This window comes from Streptomyces sp. OZ13 (assembly GCF_052068155.1).
In the GTDB taxonomy this organism is placed as follows: domain Bacteria; phylum Actinomycetota; class Actinomycetes; order Streptomycetales; family Streptomycetaceae; genus Streptomyces.
The window spans coordinates 253,651-271,704 of sequence record NZ_JBQHCZ010000002.1; the positions used below are offsets into that span (position 1 = coordinate 253,651).

Below are 18,054 nucleotides of genomic sequence, written 5' to 3' on the forward strand. Positions count from 1 at the left end.
AGCCTCGGCTCGAACACTGGCCATGGACATGGCCGAACTCCCCCGTGGCGACTTGTTGGAGACATCGATGGAGCGTCCCGCCTGGGCCCCGCAGGGCATCGACATATCGGTGCCGAGCGTGTCCCGCATTTATGACTTCTACCTGGGCGGCTCCCACAATTTCGAGGTCGACAGGGCGGCCGCGCGCAGGGCCATGGAGTTCATGCCGGGACTCCCCAAGATCATGCAGGCGAACCGTGCCTTCATGCGCCGCGCCGTCAATTACGCGGTGGGCGAGGGCATCACGCAGTTCCTCGACATCGGCTCCGGCATTCCGACCTTCGGGAATGTCCATGAAGTCGCCCGCAGGGCCAGCCCCGAGGCGCGGGTGCTCTACGTGGACCACGACCCGGTCGCGGTCGCGCACAGCCGGGCCGTCCTCGACGGGGACACGCAGTCGGACGTCGTCGCCGCCGACCTGCGCAAGCCGCGGGAGATCCTGGAGAGCCCCGAGGCGAAACTGCTGGACCTGGAACGGCCCGTGGCGCTGCTCCTCGTCGCCGTGCTGCACTTCCTCACGGACGAGGACGAGCCGTGGCGGGCCGTGGCCGAGCTGCGGGACGCACTGGCGCCCGGCAGCCTGCTGGTGATCACCCACGCCTCCTTCGAAGGCATCCCCCTCCCGGCCGAGCAGGCCGGAGGCACGGTCGGTGTGTACCGGGACATCCGCAATCCGCTCGTGATGCGATCGCGCGAGGAGGTCGGCCGGTTCTTCGACGGGTACACCATCGTCGAACCGGGCCTCGTTTCCATGCCGGACTGGCGGCCCGACGGGCCCGTCGACCAGGAGGATCCGTACGCCTTCTCCGGCTTCGCCGGGGTGGGGCGCAAAGCGTGAGGCAATCGTCACGGGCGTCCGGGTCCGAGGGGGACACGGACGTGCTGGAGGACCGGCTCAGGCGGTTCGCGACCATCTGGAGCCGTGCCATCTTCCCCGCTACGGCAACGTCGCTCACCCGGCCCGAGTTCGAGCAGCACCTGCTGCCGCTCGCGCGGGAGTTGAACAGCGCGCTCCATGCCCGCCCCTTCACCGCACAGCCCGCGCAGCAGGTGGGGGCCGCCCTGGTCGGCGCGCACTGCACCGACCCGGACGCACTCGGCCGCACCCTCGGCGTCGTCGACGCCTACCTGGTGCTCTACTGCGGCGACCCCGAGCAGACCGCCGAGGAGAACCGGGCCCGCTGCGCCCGCCTCCAGCACGCCCTCGCCGCCGGCTTCGCCCAGGCGCTGCGGGAACGGACGCTGGCCGAGCAGGAGTCCATCGCCCGCTCGTCGCTGCTGGCGCGCAGTGAGGCGCTCCAGGCCATGCATGCCACGGAGGCACGCTTCCGCGCGGTCTTCGAGGGCGCCGCGATCGGCATCGGGATCGCCGACCTCGAGGGCAACGTGCTCGAGGTCAACGACACGCTGACCCAGATGTTCGGAGGTCTGGAGAACCACGTCCGCGGGCGCAAGGTCACCGACTGGGCGCACCCGGAGGACCGGCCGCAGGTCTGGAAGCTGTACCACGAGCTGGTGAGCGGGGAACGCGAGCACTACCGGGTCGAGAAGCCGTTCTACCGCAACGACGGCACCGTCCTGTGGACCAATCTCACCGTCTCGCTGCTGCGCGACGCCGACGGGGAGCCGCAGTACCAGCTGGCGCTGTTCGAAGACACCACGGAGCGGCGGCTGCTCAACCTGCGCCTGCGGTACGAGGCCACGCACGACGCGCTGACCGGTCTGCCCAACCGGACCCTGTTCTTCGAGCGTCTCGAGAAGGCCGTCGGCGCGGCGGCCGGCACCCGCTTCGGGCTGTGCTACCTCGACCTCGACGGCTTCAAGACCATCAACGACAGCCTCGGCCACGCCACCGGCGACCGGCTGCTGGTGGAGGTCGCCGACCGGCTGCAGAGCTGCGCCACCGCGCCGGGCGAGATGGTCGCGCGGCTCGGCGGCGACGAGTTCGTCGCGCTGACGACCGGGCCCGACACACAGAACGCCGTGGACGAGCTGGCCACCCGCATCCTGGGCGCCCTCGCCACCCCGATCCGTGTCGACGGGCGGGAGTTCACCGTCCGCGGCAGCATCGGCATCGTGGAGGGCCCGGCCGGGGAGCGCACCAGTGCGGAGGTGCTGCGCAGCGCCGACATCACCATGTACCGCGCCAAGTCCGCGGGCGGTAACCGCTTCGAGATCGCGGACCCGGAGGCGGACGCCCGCGCGATCACCCGGCACGGGCTGACCAACGCGCTGCCCGCCGCCCTGGAACGCGGTGAGTTCTTCATCGAGTACCAGCCGCTGGTGCACCTCGGCGACGGCAGCGTGCACGGCGCCGAGGCGCTGGTGCGCTGGTGCCATCCGCAGCACGGGGTGCTCGGCCCCGACCGGTTCATACCCCTCGCGGAACGCACGGGGCTGATCGTGCCGCTCGGCCGCTGGGTGCTCCAGGAGGCCGTACGCCAGGCCAGGTTCTGGAGCAGGCGGCACACGGACGGCGGCCCGCTGCGGATCAACGTCAACCTCTCGCCCGCCCAGCTCCAGCATCCCGGGCTGGTGGCCGACACCGTCGACGTGCTCGAGCGCTCGGGTCTGGAACCGGGCGCGCTCTGTCTGGAGGTCACCGAGTCGGCGCTGATCGGCGCCGACGAGGACCGGCTCAAGCCGCTGCGGCAACTGGCGGAGATGGGTGTCGACATCGCGCTCGACGATTTCGGAACCGGGTACTCCAACCTGGCCAACCTGCGCCGGCTGCCGGTGAGCGTGCTGAAGCTGGATCGTTCCTTCACCCAGGGCATGCAGCGTCATCCGGCCGACCCCGTCGACCTGAAGATCGTCGAGGGCATCGTGTCCCTCGCGCACAGCCTGGAGCTGGCCGTCACGGTGGAAGGGGTGGAGACCGGCGCCCAGGCCGAGCAGCTGAGGGAACTCGGCTGCGACACCGCGCAGGGGTGGTACTACGCGCGGCCGGGCGCACCCGACCGGATTCACACGCTGGTGATGGCCGACGCCGTCTGACCTCCCGCGGCGGCCAACGAGTCCAGCAGCACCCGCTGCAGCTCGCGGGCCGCCCGGGGTGGCGCCACATCGCTGCGGTGCGCCAGCGCGACGGTCCGGCGCAGGCCGGGACCGGCGAGCGGGGTCACCCGCAGGTCGCCGCCGGCCCGCTCGGCGACCGTGCGGGGCACGACGGCGACGCCGAGCCCGGCCCGTACGAAGCCGAGCACCGCGTCCATCTCGCCGCCCTCCACCGTGAAGGTCGGCTCGAACCCCTCCGCCCGGCAGGCGGCGACGGTCAGCTCCCGCAGGTCGTAGCCGTGCCGGAACATCACCAGCGGCTCGCCGGCGAGGTCGGCGATCCGCACCGGACGGCGGGGCGCCCGGGCCTGCGGCGACGACACCACGACCAGATCCTCCTTGAGCAGCTCGACGGTGGTCAGCGCGGGGGACGGCGACGGCAGGGGCAGCACGACGAGGGCGAGATCGAGCGAGCCGCGGGCCAGCTCCCGCACCAGGTCGTGCGAGCCGGACTCCTCGATCAGCAGCTCGATACCCGGATGCAGATCGTGGAAGGTGCGCAGCACCTCGGGCAGCAGGCCCGTGCACAGGCTCGGCGTGGCCCCCAGCCGCACCCGCCCGCGGCGCAGCTGGGCCAGCTCCTGGACCTCGCGGCGGGCCGTGTCGGCGTCGGCGAGGATGCGCCGCGCGAGGGGGAGCAGGGTCTCGCCCGCGTCCGTGAGGGCGATGTTGCCGCGGGCCCGGCCGAACAGGTCCGCCCCCAGCTCCTTCTCCAGCGCTCTGATCTGCTGGGACAGCGACGGCTGCGAGACATGGACGCGCTCGGCGGCACGCGTGAAGTGGCGGGTCTCCGCGACGGCGACGAAGTAGAGAAGCTGCTGCAGCTGCATCCGGCTACGATAGACCATGCCTATGGACATGAGCTGGATCATGTCTTGGACCTCTGGACCCCTCCCGCCCTAGCGTCGACGGCATGGCACTGGGAACGAGGACGGAAGAGAAGCAGCGGAGGACGGACGGGCAACCGTCCGGCATACGGCTGTTCTGGCGGTCCACCGTCGGCAAGAAGACGGTCATGGCCGTCAGCGGCCTGATCATGCTCGGTTACCTCGTCGCCCACATGATGGGCAACCTCAAGATCTTCTTCGGGGCGGACGAGTTCAACGCGTACGGGCACTGGCTGCGGACCATGGGCGAGCCCGTGCTCCACTACTCATGGGCCCTGTGGCTCGTGCGGGTGGTGCTGCTGCTGGCCGTCGTCGGGCACGGCGTCGCCGCCTACCAGCTCAGCCGCCGCGACATCGCGGCACGCCCGAACAAGTACGTGCACCGGAAGCGGCGCTCGAGCTACGCCACGCGCACCATGCGCTGGGGCGGGATCATCCTGGCGCTGTTCATCGTCTGGCACCTGCTGGACCTGACGACCCTCACCGTCAACGAGAACGCCCAGCCCGGCCACCCGTACGAGAACGTCGTCGCCACGTTCTCCACCTGGTACGGCAACGTCGTCTACATCGTCGCGATGCTCGCCGTCGGACTTCACATCCGGCACGGCTTCTGGAGCGCCGCACAGACCCTCGGGATGGGCAACGCCACCCGCGACCGCATCCTCAAGACCACCGCCGACGGGCTGGCCCTGCTGCTCACGGCCGGCTTCCTCTCCGTACCCGTCGCCGTCATGACCGGAGTCGTGAGCTGACATGGACTACCTCGACCACACGACCGGCGCGCCCCTCGTCGACACCAAGGCGCCACAAGGCCCCGTCGAACAGCGCTGGGACCGGCGCCGCTTCGAGGCGAAGCTGGTCAACCCCGCCAACCGCCGCAAGCACACCGTCATCGTCGTCGGCACGGGCCTCGCCGGCGGCGCAGCGGGCGCGACGCTCGCCGAACAGGGCTACCACGTCGAGCAGTTCTGCTACCAGGACTCGCCGCGACGGGCGCACTCGATCGCCGCGCAGGGCGGCATCAACGCCGCCAAGAACTACCGCAACGACGGCGACTCCGTGCACCGCCTCTTCTACGACACCGTCAAGGGCGGCGACTTCAGGGCCCGCGAGTCCAATGTGCACCGCCTCGCCGAGATCTCCGTCGAGATCATCGACCAGTGCGTGGCCCAGGGCGTCCCCTTCGCCCGCGAGTACGGCGGCCTGCTCGACACCCGCTCCTTCGGCGGCGTCCAGGTGTCCCGCACCTTCTACGCCCGCGGCCAGACCGGCCAGCAGCTCCTGCTCGGCGCCTACCAGGCACTCTCCCGCCAGATCGCCGCCGGCACCGTCACCATGCACCCCCGCACCGAGATGCTCGATCTGATCGTCGTCGACGGACGGGCCCGCGGCATCGTCGCCCGCGATCTGATCACGGGCGGGATCTCCACGTACTTCGCCGACGCGGTGGTCCTCGCGACCGGCGGCTACGGCAACGTCTTCTACCTGTCGACGAACGCCATGAACTCCAACGCCACCGCCGTCTGGCGGGCCCACCGGCGCGGGGCCTGGTTCGCCAACCCCTGCTTCACCCAGATCCACCCCACCTGCATCCCGCGCACCGGCGACCACCAGTCCAAACTGACGCTGATGAGCGAGTCGCTGCGCAACGACGGCCGCATCTGGGTGCCCAAGGCCCGTGGCGACGAGCGGCCGCCCAACGAGATCCCCGAAGACGAACGCGACTACTACCTGGAGCGGATCTACCCGTCCTTCGGCAACCTCGTCCCCCGCGACATCGCCTCACGGGCGGCGAAGAACGTCTGCGACGAAGGACGCGGCGTCGGCCCCGGCGGGCAGGGCGTCTACCTGGACTTCGCCGACGCGATCAGGCGGATGGGCCGCGAGAAGGTCGAGGAGAAGTACGGCAACCTCTTCGAGATGTACGAGCGGATCACCGCGGAGAACCCGTACGAGGTCCCCATGCGGATCTACCCCGCCGTGCACTACACGATGGGCGGCCTGTGGGTCGACTACGACCTGCAGACCACGATCCCCGGCCTCTTCGCCATCGGTGAGGCCAACTTCTCCGACCACGGCGCCAACCGCCTCGGCGCCTCCGCCCTGATGCAGGGCCTCGCCGACGGCTACTTCGTCCTGCCGTCCACCATCAACGACTACCTCGCCCGAGGCACCTTCGACGCCGTCGGCGCCGGCCACCCCGCCGTCGCGGAGGCCGTCGCCGAGGTGGAGGACCGGCTGAACCTGCTGCTCGCCGTCGGCGGCGACCGCACGCCCGACTCCTTCCACCGCGAGATCGGCGAACTCATGTGGGAGTTCTGCGGAATGGCCCGCACCGACGAAGGACTCCGCAAGGCGCTCGACCGGATCCCGCAGATCCGCGAAGAGTTCTGGCGGCGCATCAAGGTGCCGGGCACGGGCGAGGAGTTCAACCAGTCGCTGGAGAAGGCCAACCGCATCGTCGACTACCTTGAGCTCGCCGAGCTGATGTGCCTCGACGCGCTGCACCGCACCGAATCGTGCGGCGGCCACTTCCGGGAGGAATCCCGGACCCCGGACGGCGAAGCCGCCCGCAAGGACGACGAGTTCGCCTACGCGGCCGCCTGGGAGTTCACGGGCACCGGCGCCCCTCCCGTCCTGCACAAGGAAGACCTGGTCTTCGAATACGTCCACCCCACCCAGCGGAGCTACGCATGAAGCTCAACCTGCGCATCTGGCGGCAGAAGAACGCCGACACCCCCGGCGCCATGGCGACCTACGAGGTGGACGGCATCTCGTCCGACATGTCGTTCCTGGAGATGCTCGACACCCTCAACGAGGACCTGATCATGCGCGGCGAGGAACCCGTCGCCTTCGACCACGACTGCCGAGAGGGCATCTGCGGTGCCTGCTCCCTCGTCATCAACGGCGACGCCCACGGCCCGGAACGCACCACCACCTGCCAGCTCCACATGCGTTCCTTCCGCGACGGCGACACCATCGACGTCGAACCGTGGCGGGCCTCGGCCTTCCCGGTCGTGAAGGACCTCGTCGTCGACCGCTCCGCCTTCGACCGGATCATCCAGGCCGGCGGCTACATCAGCGCTCCCACCGGTTCGGCCCCCGACGCGCACGCCACTCCCGTGCCCAAGCCGGACGCCGACCTCGCCTTCGAGCACGCCGAGTGCATCGGCTGCGGGGCGTGTGTGGCGGCCTGCCCCAACGGCTCGGCGATGCTCTTCACCTCCGCCAAGGTCAACCACCTCAATGTGCTGCCCCAGGGCGCCCCGGAGCGTGAGACCCGGGTGCTCGACATGGTCGCGGCCATGGACGACGAGGGCTTCGGAGGGTGCACGCTCACCGGGGAGTGCGCCACCGCCTGCCCGAAGGGGATCCCGCTGCCGTCCATCGCCGCGATGAACAAGGAATGGCTGCGCGCCACGCGCAAGGTCAGGCGGTGACCGCCGGCCGCATGTCGGCGCCGTAGAGGGTCTCGTAGTCGGGCACGACGATCCTCGAGGCGGGCGAGAGCGCACGGACCAGGTCCGTGAAACCGTCCAGGTCCATGACCGGATCACGCTGCGGCGGCAGGCTCAGCGGCCTCTCGAAGTTGTCCCAGTGGACCGGGACGACGGTCGCGGGGTCGCCGAGTGCGCCCAGCAGCCTCTCGAGGTAGCGGTACGTCGCCGTGCTCGACGGGGTGGCGGCCATCAGCACATCGGGTCGCAGCCCGCTCGCGCCCCGCTCCTCGAAGTCGCTCGCGCCCATGAGGAAGACGGACGGGCCGCCCTTCACGCTCACCTGGAAGGCGAGCGTGTCGCCCTCCGGCAGATCGGAGATCGTCCGCGGCGCGCGGCGCGGCGCGGCGTTCAGCGTGCCCGGCGCGAAGTAGGACCACTTGGCGTTACGGCTGTGCCGGCTCGCGACGACCTCCACCGTGAAGCCGTCGAAGTCGAGCATCTCGCCGCCCTTGACCACGCTGATCTGCCCGGCGTCCACGCCGAGCGCCCGCAGCACGTGGTACGTCGTCTCGGTGCCGATGACCCGGGCGCCCGTCGAACGCGCGATGTGGGGTACGTCGTTGATGTGGTCCCAGTGGGTGTGGCTGACCAGCACCAGCTCCGGGCTGCCCGCGTGCCGTGACACCAGCTCCTCGTCGCAGAGCAGCGGGGTGGCCGCGTCGAAGCTGCCCTTCGGGCCGAACAGGCCGGTCGGGAAGCGCGTGATGTACGGGTCGAACAGGACGGTCCGGTCGCCGATCCCGATGCGCCAGCCCGAGGTGCCGAGCCAGCGCAGGGTCGCGGACGCGGCGGCCTTCCGGGACCCGGCCGTCGAAGCAGCCGCTGCCCCCGCCGGCAGCAGCGGCGCCGCCGCACCGAGCGCCGCTCCGCGGAGCAGGGTCCGCCGCACGAAGCTCCTCCGGCCGCCGTGCTGAGGGCCGTTCATGGGGTCACTCATGTGCTCACTCGTGTGTTCGCTCATGAGTCAGAGGAGATCAGGCACGGGCGGGTCCCGTCCAAGACCGTTGCGGCGCAGCACCGATACCCGAATGGGCATGACTGCTTCTCAGGTCGCCAGCGCCTCAGCGGTGGCGCGGACGAACGCCTCCTGGTTGTCCAGCATGATGTTGTGTCCGCAGTCCGGTATCGGGACGACGGACACCCCGGCTTCGGTGAGTGCGTCGGCGCCCGGGAGGGGGCCGTCGGCCTCGGGCAGCAGGAAAGTGCGGGGAATCCTCAGGTAGCCACGAGAGCCGGGTGCCCCGCTCTCGCCCGCCGATACGGGCCCATCGCGGGTCAGGACCGGTGCTCGGGCTCGAGGCCGCGCAGCAGGTCCACCGCCGTCCGGGCCGCTGCGCCGATCGCCACGTCCGTTTCCGTATGGTTCGCCTGCAGCCCCGGAGTGCGGGCGAACACGGCCACCGCGTACCTGCCTCCGTCCGGGTACTCGGCCACCCCGACCTCGTTGTGCAGTCCCGGCAGGGTGCCCGTCTTGGCCGCGACGCGCACGCCGTCACCGAACCCGGCGGCGAGCCGGTGGCGGAAGACCTGGCGGCCCATCAGGTCCCGTACCTGCGCGCACGCTTCGGGCGGTCCCGCCTCGTCCCGCCACACCATCCGGAGCAGGCGCGTCATCTCGCGCGGCGTGCTCGCGTTCGTACGGGCCGGGTCGTACACGCCGAGGCCGCGGACCTCGGCGGCGGACAGCGTCGGGAAGACCGCGGCGAACTCCCGCTCGTCCCGCGCCCCCACCTCGTCGAGCATCGACTCCAGCACCTGACGGGGCCCGCCCACGATCCGGGTGCTCGCCAGCCCGAGCTCCTTCGCCAGCATCGCCACCGTGTCCGGACCCACCCGCTCCATCAGCAGGTCCGCGGCCGTGTTGTCACTCACCGCCATCGCGAAGTGGGCGAGGTCGCGCAGGGACAGCTCCACGTCGTCGAGACAGCCCCCGGTGCCCCAGCCGCCGAGGCGGCGCTCGGACGTCACCCGGACCCGCTCCCGGGGATCGAGCTGGCGGGCGGCCGACTGGCGGGCGAACTCCAGGACGAGCAGCACCTTGAACACCGAGGCTACGACGACCGGTTCATCGGCGCCGTACCCCGCCTCGCCGGGGCCGTCGATGTCCACGGCGTGCAGGAAGCCCTCGGCTCCCGCCCCGGCGAACACCGCTCGCAGTCTCTCCTCGATCAGCATTCGGCCACCGCTCCTGTCGCCTAGGGTCGTCCCGTGGATCTCCTGCGCCACTTGCGTATCTTCGTCGTTGTGGCCGACGAGTTGAACTTCGGGCGGGCGGCCGATCGCCTCGGCATGGCCCAGCCGCCGCTCAGCCGAGCCGTGCGCAAGCTGGAGGACGAGCTCGGCGCGGAACTCTTCGACCGTTCACGGCGGCAGGTGCAGCTCACCCCGGCCGGGTCCGTACTCGTGGACCAGGCGCGGGACCTGCTGTCCCGTACGGAGCGCACCAGGGCGCTCGTCCGCCGTGCCCGCGACGGCGGCCTCGGCATGCTGCGCGCGGGCGTACCGCCCGACACTTCCGCGGCGGTGCTGGGGGCTCTGGTCGCCGAATGCGGGGAACGGGCCCTGCGCGTCGACCTCCAGGAGCTGACGACGGACGAGCAGCTCCGGCTGCTGGCCTCCGGGGGGCTCGACATCGGTCTCGTCCAGCAGCCTGCGGACGTCAGCGGCCTGGAGCTGGGACCGGAGACCCGGCTCGAGCTGGGTGTGGTGCTGCCCCGCACCTCGCCCCTCGCCCGGCTCCCGGAGGTCGCGCTGGCCGACCTGGCTGGCCAGGACCTCGTCCTCTTCCCGAGGGCCTCGGCCCCCGGCTGGTACGACACGACGCTCGAGATCTGCCGTGCCGCCGGCTTCGTTCCCCGTACGGTGCGGCAGGCCCGTAACCCAGAGTTCCTCATCGGCCTGGTGGCGGCCGGCCACGGAGTCGCCTTCGACCAGGGGCCGGTGGCCCGCAAGGAGCCCAGGGTTGTCTGGCGGCCCCTCGCGGACCGGCCGCTCGCGCAGCGGATCCGCGCGGCCTGGCCGGGTCAGTCGCCGCACAGGGCCGCGGCCGAGTTCGCGGCCGTCGCCGCGGACGTCCTGGCCCGCGACCGCACACCGGCCCTCGGCGCCGCGGCACCGGCCGAGACATCGGGCGGCGACGGGCCGCGCCCCTGGTCGGTGGTCTTCGGGTGAGGCGCGAGCGGGGGGACGAGGGCGGGCCGGGCCGCTGGTCAGGGGCCTTCGGGAGGGCGCGGGTGGACGCGGGCCGCGCCCAGTCCGGTCGGGCACGCGGCGGCGTCCGGCAGGTCAGGCCGCCGCGCCGGTCAGCTCGTGGGAAGACAGGCCGGCCAGCCGCGCGAGATGCCGCAGCGAGTCCAGCAGCGCCACGCGGTCGTAGGTGCTGGTCGTGACGAGTACCTCGTCGGCCCCGCTCTCCTCGACCGCCGCCCCCAGGGCGTCGGCGACCTGGTCCTCGGTTCCCGCGATGTGGCCGCTCAGCCCCGACTCGTAGAGATCGCGCTCCTTGGCGGTCATCGTCAGCGCCTCGATGCGTTCGGACGGCAGGAGCGGCGGGAACGTCCCGTGCGTGCGGGAATACGCCATCGACCAGGCCTCCGGCATCAGCAGCCGGCGCGCCTCCTCCTCGCTCCCGGCGACGGCGACCGTCCCCGCGACGACCACGTACGGCCGCTCCGCCCAGGCGGAGGGGCGGAAGTCCCGCCGGTAGCCCTCCACGGCCCTGAGGAGCCGCTCCCGGCCACGGAGATCGCCGATGACCAGCGGAAGACCGGCACGGGCCGCGATCCCCGCGCCCTCACCGGTGGCGAGCAGGAACGGAGGGACCCTGAGCCCCTCCGAGGGGCGGGCGTGGACGTGCGGATGCGCCGTCCGGTCGCCGGTGAACCAGCCCAGCAGTTCCTCCAGCCGGGCCTCGAAGTCCTCCGCGTCCTGCTTGTCGCGGCCGAGCGCGCGGCGGATTCCGTCCGTGAAGCCGACGGACCGGCCGAGCCCCATGTCGACCCGGCCGGGGAAGAGGGACTCCAGCACGCCGAACTGCTCTGCCACGACCAGGGGTTGGTGGTTGGGCAGCATGACGCCGCCGGTGCCGACGCGGATCGAGGTGGTCGCGGCGGCGACCGCCGCCGCGAGCACCGTCGGCGCCGAGCCCGCGACGCCCGGGACGCCGTGGTGCTCGGAGACCCAGAAGCGGTGGTAGCCGAGGGCCTCGGCCTGCACGGCGAGGCTCACGGTGTCCCGCAGCGCGGCTGGGCCTTCGTACCCCTCACGGGTGCGGGAACGGTCGAGGACCGACAGACGGACGGTGGACGCGGTCAGTGAGCTCACATCACGGTTCAACGCGTTCACCGCGCGAGGATTCCCGATGTGCCGCCCGAGCCACCTCCGCCGGGGCCCGTTCTCCCGGCTCCGGGCCGCCCTCGGTTCCGCCGTGCCCCCGATCCGGCAGGATCCCGCGGCGAGGGCCTAGGGTGACCGGCGTGACCCAGAGCAGCAGGCCGCTGGCCGTATTCGACCTCGATGGAACGCTCTCCGACGCCGGGCACCGCCAGCATCTGCTGGAACGCAAGCCACGCGCGTGGGACGCCTTCTTCGCCGCCGCCCCCCAGGACCCGCCGCTCGCCGAAGGCGTGGCGCTGTGCCTGAAGGCGGCGCAGGAGTGCGAGGTGCTGTACCTGACCGGCCGGCCGGAGCGCTGCCGGAAGGACACGGTGGACTGGCTCGCGGCACAGGGGCTGCCCGAGGGGCGGATCTTCATGCGGCGCAACGACGACCGGCGGCCCGCCCGCAGGACCAAGCTCGAGATCCTGCGGCAGCTCTCCCGCGACCGGGAGATCACGATGCTGGTGGACGACGAGGAACTGGTGTGCCAGGACGCGGAGCGCGCCGGTTTCCGGGTCGTACGGGCGGTCTGGGGCAGGGCGACCACGACGCCTGCCATGCACGAGGCGCAGGAGCGTGAGGGCCGCACCTGAGCGGGGCCGGTCAGCCCCGTCCCTGAGCCGTGGCGACCGGACGCACCCGGGGCCGCGCGGTCGCCCCGCACCTGAGCGGCGCCCGGTCCGCCCCGCACCTGAGCCGCGCCGGTCGTCCCCGCGCTTGAGCCGGGCCGGGTTTGGCTGTTCCGGGACGTGCCGCACGCCGCCCCTGAACGGACGGGGCGGCGTGTCGTCGGTCGCGACTCCTCGTCGCGTGTGCTCAGTCGCCGTCCTCGAGACGGAAGCCGACCTTCAGACCGACCTGGTAGTGCTCGATCCGCCCCTCGACGATGTGCCCGCGGACCTGCGTCACCTCGAACCAGTCGAGGCCCCGCAGCGTCTGCGAGGCCCGGGAGATGCCGTTCTTGATGGCCTGGTCGACCCCGTCGGGCGAGGTGCCCACGATCTCGGTGACGCGGTAGGTGTGGTTCGACATGGGTGTCGTGCTCCTCTCGGTGCGTTCACTCCACCGTGCCCCACCAGTCGGCTTCCCGCGAGGCGTCGGGCGCGGGGCTGCCGTCCCCCGTGGGACCGAGCGAAAGCCGGGAGAGGATGCGGTAGCGGTCCCCGCGGTAGAGGGAGCGCACGTACTCGACCGGACGGCCCTCGGGGTCGGAGGTGACGCGGTCGAAGAGCAGCGCCGGCGACAGGACGGGTACGGCCAGCAGCTCCGCCTCGGCCTCGCTCAGCACGGTGGGCTCGATGGACTGCTCCGCCCGGGCGGCGACGATCCGACGCTCGGCCCTCAGGTAGCGGTAGAAGCCCGACTCCATCCACCGCGGGGTGAGATCGGGGGCGAGCCCGGCCGGGATGTGCAGGTATTCGAGTCCGACGGGGCCGCCGTCGACCAGCCGCAGCCGGGCGACGTGGAAGATCTCCGCGGCGGGGGAGAGCCGCAGCCTGCGTCCGATTCGGGCGCCCGCGGCGGTCCTGCGGAACTCCAGCACGCGGCTCGACCATGTCCCCGGTGCTTGCGGGGCGGCGGCCGGAGCCGAGTCGCCCACCAGCTCCTGGGTGATCTTGGCGGGTGCGACGAACATCCCGCGGCCGTGCTCCCGTACGAGCGCCCCGGTGGCGACGAGTTCGTCGACGGCGGCGCGGAGGGTGGGGCGTGAGACGTCGAGGGCGGCGCAGAGGGTGCGTTCGGAGGGGATGGCGTCCCCGGGGCGCCGGTCGTCCACCAGGCCCAGCAGATACGCCCGCACCCGCTCGCGTTTGAGCGCCGCCCGGGGCGCGCCCTCGTCCCTCATCGCCGTCCCCTCCCGAGAGCCCTAGCCCTGCCCGAGTCCTAGCCAGAGCCAGAGCCAGAGCCCGTGAGCTTGATGGGCCGAGGATACGGCCCTTTCAGGCGGCGGCCCGCTGCGACCGGAAGGCCACCACGGACTGTGGTGCCTGCGTCGGTCCGAGCCGCACGAACTCCCGCACCACCTCGGCGAGTTCCGTGAGGGACGCGGCAGGCTCGCGGCCGGGGCGGGAGCGCGCCTTGTCGAGCCCCCGGGCGGGCGCGGTGCCCCGGGCCACGTTCGTCGCGGGCGCTGTGCCCGGTCGCTGCGGGATGGTCGGGGCGGCGAGGGCAGGTTCAGTACGCGTCGCCGGTCGTCGACGACGTGATGATGTCGCCGTGCGCGAAGTCGCCCGGGGGGATGCCGGGATGGTGGCCCGCCGGGCGGTCGGCAGGTGCGGCGGACGGGCCGAGCGCGAGACGGGAGACGATGCGGTAGCGGTCGCCCCGGTACACCGAGTGGACGTACTCGACCGGGCTTCCCGCGGTGTCCGTCGTCAGGCGCTCGACCAGCAGCGCGGGGGAGAGGACCGGCACGTCGAGCACCGCGGCCTCCGCCTCGTTGACGACGGTCGGCTCGATCGACTGGACGGCCTGGTCGACGTGGACCTGATGGTGCTCGCGCAGATGGTCGTAGAGGTCTCCGGCCTCGAGTTCCTGCGGGGTCAGGGAGGGCACGAGCCGGGCGGGGATGTGCAGGTGCTCGATCGCCATGGGGGCGCCGTCGACGAGTCGCAGCCGGGCGATGTAGACCAGTTCGGCGGCGGGGGACATCCGCAGCTTGCGGCCGATCCGGGCGCCCGCGGTGATGGTGGCGAGCTCCAGGACACGGCTCGACCAGGCGCCCGCCGCGCGAGGGACGGCGAACGCCGCGTCGTCGGAGACGAGTTCCTGGGTGATCTTCGCCGGTGCGACGAACATCCCACGGCCGTGCTCCCGTACGAGCGCCCCGGTGGCGACGAGTTCGTCCACGGCGGCACGCAGTGTGGGGCGGGACACGCCGAGTTCCGCGCAGAGGGTCCGCTCGGAGGGGATGGCGTCGCCGGGCCGGCCGGCCTCGATCAGGCCGAGCAGGAACTCCCTGACCCTTTCCCGCTTCAGTACGGCGCCCGAAGAGCTGCTCTCCATGGACCCTGCCTCTCTGCTCCACGTCGTCGGCAACTGGTCAGATGGTAAACGATGCTGCTTACCAGTGATCTGCACGGCACGACGGCCACTTGCTGAACGAACCAGTGTTTTCAAAGCCCTTGACGTCAACATTGGTCCATGCCACCTTCTAGCCACGCCGTTGGCCAGTTTACCAATTGGTCAACTCACTTCAGAGGTGGATCAGTTGAAGATTCGCTCCATCGCCGCTGCCGCCGTCGTCGCCGTCTCCCTGCCTCTCGCAGCGTGCAGCTCCACGTCCGGCCCGGATTCCGAGGCGGCCGGAGGCACGGAGGAACTCACGGTCTGGATCATGAGGGACAGCGTCTCCGACGCCTATCTCAAGCGCTTCGAGAAGGACTTCGAGCAGCGGCACGAGGGAACCACCCTGGACATCCAGATCCAGGAGTGGGACGGCATCGGCGAGAAGATCACCGCCGCGCTCGCCGGCCGGGACGCGCCCGACGTCATCGAGGTCGGCAACACCCAGGTCGCCCAGTACGCCGCCAGCGGCGGTGTCAAGGACCTCACGGACAAGGTCGGCGAACTGGCGGGCGCCGACTGGCTGCCCGGCCTCGCCGACCCCGGCAGGATCGACGGGAAGCAGTACGGCATCCCCTGGTACGCCGCCAACCGCGTCGTCATCTACAACAAGGACCTCTTCGCCGCAGCCGGCGTCACCGCCCCGCCCAGGACCCGCGACGAATGGCTCGAGATCACCCGGAAACTCGACACCGGCAGCACCCAGGGCATCTACCTGCCCGGCCAGAACTGGTACACCCTCGCCGGCTTCATCTGGGACGAGGGCGGGGAGCTCGCCGAACGCGAGGGCGACACCTGGAAGGGGGCGCTCCACTCGCCGGAGGCGCTCAAGGGCATGGAGTTCTACCAGCGCCTCCAGGCCCTCGGCGACGGCCCCAAGGACTCCGACGAGGCCAAACCGCCGCAGGCCGACGTCTTCGCCAAGGGTGACGTCGCCCAGATCATCTCCGTACCGGGCGGGGCGAAGATCATCGAACAGGCCGCCCCGGCGCTCGCCGGGAAGCTGGGGTTCTTCCCCGTCCCCGGGAACACCGCCGGCCGGCCGGGCGCCACCTTCACCGGCGGCTCCGACCTCATCATCCCCGAGGCCTCCGCCCACCACGACGCCGCCTATCAGGTGGTGAAGGAGCTCGCGGGCGACAAGTGGCAGACCGACCTGGCGAAGACCATGAGTTACGTCCCCAACCGGACCTCCCTCGCCGGGGTCATCGAGGCCAACGAGGGCACCGCGGCCATGGCCGCCGCGGCGGCCCACGGCCGCGCCACGCCCAACTCCCCGCAGTGGGCGGCCGTCGAGGCCACCAACCCCGTCAAGCAGTACATGACGGCGGTGCTCACAGGCAGCGACCCGGCGAAGGCGGCGAAAGAGGCCTCCGACAAGATCACCAAGACGCTCGGGTCATGAGGAGTTCGCCCCGCGCACTCTGGCCGTACCTCCTCATCGCGCCGACCGTCCTCGGCGCGGCCGTCCTGCTGGCCTACCCGGTGGCACGCAACCTGCTGATCTCCTTCCAGCACTACGGGATGGGCGAACTCATCCGCGGCGACGCCGCCTTCACCGGTCTGGACAACTACCGGGAGATCCTCGGGGACGCGGAGTTCTGGGAGGTGGTCCGCCGCACCCTGTGGTGGACCACGGTCAACGTGGTGCTGATCATGGTGCTGGGCACCATGGCCGCCCTCATGCTCCAGCGGCTCGGCAGGAGGATGCGCGTCCTGGTGCTGAGCGGACTCGTGCTCGCCTGGGCCAGCCCCGTGATCGCCACCACGACCGTCTTCCAGTGGCTGTTCTCCTCGCGTCTCGGACTGGTCAACCGGGTGCTGGCCGGGATCGGGTTCGACTCCTTCGAGGGCTACTCCTGGCTCGCGCACGGCCCGGCCGCCTTCACGCTCCTGGTGCTGCTCGTCGTATGGCAGTCGGTCCCGTTCGTCGCCGTCACCCTGCACGCGGCGCTCGCGACCGTCCCCGCCGAACTCTTCGAATCGGCCAGGATCGACGGGGCCGGCGGCGGCCGGATCTTCTGGTCGGTGACGCTGCCCGTCCTCCGTCCGGTCTTCGGGCTGATCCTCTGCCTCGAAGTCATCTGGGTCTTCCGCTGTTTCGCCCAGATCTGGGCCGTGACCAGAGGCGGGCCGGGCGGCGCGACGACCACCCTGCCCGTCTACGCCTACCAGGTGGCGCAGTCACTGCACCGCTACGACCTCGGGGCGGCTGTCGCGACGCTGACCGTGCTGATGCTCGTCGCCGCGCTGATCTTCTACTTCCGGCAGATGTTCAAACAGGAGGCCGAGCTGTGAGACCGACCTCGCCGCGGCGTCTGCTGCTGAACGCGGGAGCGCTGATCGTCTTCGTCCTCTCGGTGTTCCCCGTGTACTGGATGATCCTCACCGCCTTCAAGCCGGCCGCCGACATCCACACCGGATCCCCGGCGCTGCTGCCCACCACACTGACCCTCGACAACTTCGCCAACGCCCTGCGGGCGGACGGCTTCTGGTCGTTCTGGCGCAACAGCCTGACCGTCACCGCGGGCAGTGTGCTGCTCGCACTGCTGGTGGCGACGGGCGCGGCCTTCGCCGTCGCCCGGCTGCGCTGGAAGGGCCGGCGGGGCTTCGTCCTGATGGTGTTCATCGCCCAGGTCGCCCCCTGGGAGGCCCTGCTGATCCCGATGTACATCATCGCCAGGGACGCCGACATGCTCGACAGCCTGGCCACCCTCACTCTCGTCTACTTCATGATCACACTGCCGTTCACCGTCGTGACCCTGCGCAGCTTCCTGGCCGCGATCCCCGTCGAACTCGAGGAGGCCGCCCAGGTCGACGGCTGTACACGGGCCGCCGCCTTCCGCCGCGTCACCTTCCCGCTGCTCGCGCCGGGGCTGCTGGCGACGTCGCTGTTCGGCTTCATCACCGCGTGGAACGAGTTCGCCTTCGCCAACATGCTGATCATCAAGAACCAGGACGACCGCACCCTGCCCGTCTGGCTCTCCTCGTTCTCGAACGTCTTCGGCACCGACTGGGGCGCCACGATGGCCGCTTCCACACTCTTCGCCCTGCCCGTACTCGTCCTCTTCCTGGTGCTTCAGCGCCGGGTCTCCGCCGGGATGACCGGCGGCGCGGTCAAGGGATAG

Annotated in this window: 18 protein-coding genes and 1 pseudogene; 10 read left to right on the top strand and 9 right to left on the bottom strand. The window is 71.3% G+C overall.

Annotation, left to right across the window (positions count from 1 at the left end; genetic code table 11):
• Positions 1–67: 67 nt before the first annotated feature.
• Positions 68–877, top strand: coding sequence for an SAM-dependent methyltransferase (locus tag ACTMTU_RS04785; protein ID WP_441262588.1), 810 nt, complete (start codon positions 68–70; stop codon positions 875–877).
• A complete protein-coding gene (locus ACTMTU_RS04790; protein WP_441262180.1) occupies positions 874–3,036 on the top strand; it encodes a putative bifunctional diguanylate cyclase/phosphodiesterase in 2,163 nt (720 codons plus the stop codon). Before ACTMTU_RS04785 ends, ACTMTU_RS04790 begins: the two co-directional genes overlap by 4 nt.
• Here ACTMTU_RS04790 and ACTMTU_RS04795 read toward each other — a convergent pair.
• The gene (locus ACTMTU_RS04795) at positions 3,006–3,926 is read right to left on the bottom strand and encodes a LysR family transcriptional regulator (RefSeq protein WP_441262181.1); all 921 of its coding nucleotides are present in this window, start codon (positions 3,924–3,926) and stop codon (positions 3,006–3,008) included. The two genes, ACTMTU_RS04790 and ACTMTU_RS04795, sit on opposite strands and share 31 nt — an antisense overlap.
• An 83-nt stretch (positions 3,927–4,009) precedes the next feature.
• On the opposite strand from ACTMTU_RS04795, the gene ACTMTU_RS04800 reads away from it, so the two are divergent.
• The 3 genes from ACTMTU_RS04800 to ACTMTU_RS04810 are packed head-to-tail and all read left to right on the top strand — an operon-like array spanning position 4,010 to position 7,423.
• The gene (locus ACTMTU_RS04800; protein WP_441262182.1) at positions 4,010–4,735 is read left to right on the top strand and encodes a succinate dehydrogenase; all 726 of its coding nucleotides are present in this window, start codon (positions 4,010–4,012) and stop codon (positions 4,733–4,735) included.
• A 1-nt stretch (position 4,736) separates the two neighbouring features.
• On the top strand, positions 4,737–6,680 hold the full coding sequence (locus ACTMTU_RS04805) for a fumarate reductase/succinate dehydrogenase flavoprotein subunit (RefSeq protein ID WP_441262183.1): 1,944 nt from the start codon (positions 4,737–4,739) through the stop codon (positions 6,678–6,680).
• Positions 6,677–7,423, top strand: coding sequence for a succinate dehydrogenase/fumarate reductase iron-sulfur subunit (locus ACTMTU_RS04810; protein ID WP_441262184.1), 747 nt, complete (start codon positions 6,677–6,679; stop codon positions 7,421–7,423). The genes ACTMTU_RS04805 and ACTMTU_RS04810 overlap by 4 nt, the downstream gene beginning before the upstream one ends.
• Here the strand turns inward: ACTMTU_RS04810 and ACTMTU_RS04815 are convergent.
• From ACTMTU_RS04815 to ACTMTU_RS04825, 3 genes and pseudogenes are all read right to left on the bottom strand, one after another.
• Positions 7,413–8,420, bottom strand: a complete 1,008-nt coding sequence (locus tag ACTMTU_RS04815) for an MBL fold metallo-hydrolase (protein ID WP_441262185.1) — start codon at positions 8,418–8,420, stop codon at positions 7,413–7,415. The genes ACTMTU_RS04810 and ACTMTU_RS04815 overlap by 11 nt on opposite strands.
• A 108-nt stretch (positions 8,421–8,528) precedes the next feature.
• Positions 8,529–8,702 (bottom strand): annotated as a pseudogene (locus ACTMTU_RS04820) (alpha/beta fold hydrolase); the annotation flags it as partial.
• A gap of 56 nt (positions 8,703–8,758) precedes the next feature.
• Complete coding sequence (locus tag ACTMTU_RS04825) at positions 8,759–9,655, bottom strand: serine hydrolase (RefSeq protein ID WP_441262589.1); 897 nt, start codon at positions 9,653–9,655, stop codon at positions 8,759–8,761.
• A 36-nt stretch (positions 9,656–9,691) separates the two neighbouring features.
• Between ACTMTU_RS04825 and ACTMTU_RS04830 the strand changes: the two genes are divergently transcribed.
• The gene (locus ACTMTU_RS04830; protein WP_441262186.1) at positions 9,692–10,654 is read left to right on the top strand and encodes a LysR family transcriptional regulator; all 963 of its coding nucleotides are present in this window, start codon (positions 9,692–9,694) and stop codon (positions 10,652–10,654) included.
• A 114-nt stretch (positions 10,655–10,768) separates the two neighbouring features.
• Here ACTMTU_RS04830 and ACTMTU_RS04835 read toward each other — a convergent pair whose 3' ends face one another.
• Entirely contained in the window at positions 10,769–11,818 is a 1,050-nt protein-coding gene (locus tag ACTMTU_RS04835; RefSeq protein ID WP_441262590.1) for an MsnO8 family LLM class oxidoreductase, read from the bottom strand.
• 140 nt (positions 11,819–11,958) lie between these two features.
• On the opposite strand from ACTMTU_RS04835, the gene ACTMTU_RS04840 reads away from it, so the two are divergent.
• Positions 11,959–12,453, top strand: coding sequence for a phosphatase domain-containing protein (locus ACTMTU_RS04840; RefSeq protein ID WP_441262187.1), 495 nt, complete (start codon positions 11,959–11,961; stop codon positions 12,451–12,453).
• Positions 12,454–12,676: 223 nt separating this feature from the next.
• Here the strand turns inward: ACTMTU_RS04840 and ACTMTU_RS04845 are convergent, their stop codons facing one another.
• The 4 genes from ACTMTU_RS04845 to ACTMTU_RS04860 all read right to left on the bottom strand — a co-directional run bounded on the left by ACTMTU_RS04845 (position 12,677) and on the right by ACTMTU_RS04860 (position 14,866).
• Positions 12,677–12,892, bottom strand: a complete 216-nt coding sequence (locus ACTMTU_RS04845; protein WP_005308402.1) for a dodecin — start codon at positions 12,890–12,892, stop codon at positions 12,677–12,679.
• A 25-nt stretch (positions 12,893–12,917) separates the two neighbouring features.
• Entirely contained in the window at positions 12,918–13,706 is a 789-nt protein-coding gene (locus ACTMTU_RS04850; RefSeq protein ID WP_441262188.1) for a GntR family transcriptional regulator, read from the bottom strand.
• Between the two features lie 94 nt (positions 13,707–13,800).
• Positions 13,801–13,977 (bottom strand): hypothetical protein, encoded by a 177-nt coding sequence (locus ACTMTU_RS04855; protein ID WP_441262189.1) that lies wholly within the window; start codon positions 13,975–13,977, stop codon positions 13,801–13,803.
• Between the two features lie 58 nt (positions 13,978–14,035).
• Entirely contained in the window at positions 14,036–14,866 is an 831-nt protein-coding gene (locus ACTMTU_RS04860; protein WP_441262190.1) for a GntR family transcriptional regulator, read from the bottom strand.
• Positions 14,867–15,071: 205 nt separating this feature from the next.
• Between ACTMTU_RS04860 and ACTMTU_RS04865 the strand changes: the two genes are divergently transcribed.
• Genes ACTMTU_RS04865 through ACTMTU_RS04875 form a run of 3 tightly spaced genes read left to right on the top strand, consistent with a single transcriptional unit; the run spans position 15,072 to position 18,054 of the window.
• Entirely contained in the window at positions 15,072–16,331 is a 1,260-nt protein-coding gene (locus tag ACTMTU_RS04865) for an extracellular solute-binding protein (protein WP_441262191.1), read from the top strand.
• Complete coding sequence (locus tag ACTMTU_RS04870) at positions 16,328–17,224, top strand: carbohydrate ABC transporter permease (protein WP_441262192.1); 897 nt, start codon at positions 16,328–16,330, stop codon at positions 17,222–17,224. Before ACTMTU_RS04865 ends, ACTMTU_RS04870 begins: the two co-directional genes overlap by 4 nt.
• Positions 17,221–18,054 (top strand): carbohydrate ABC transporter permease, encoded by an 834-nt coding sequence (locus tag ACTMTU_RS04875; protein WP_441262193.1) that lies wholly within the window; start codon positions 17,221–17,223, stop codon positions 18,052–18,054. Before ACTMTU_RS04870 ends, ACTMTU_RS04875 begins: the two co-directional genes overlap by 4 nt.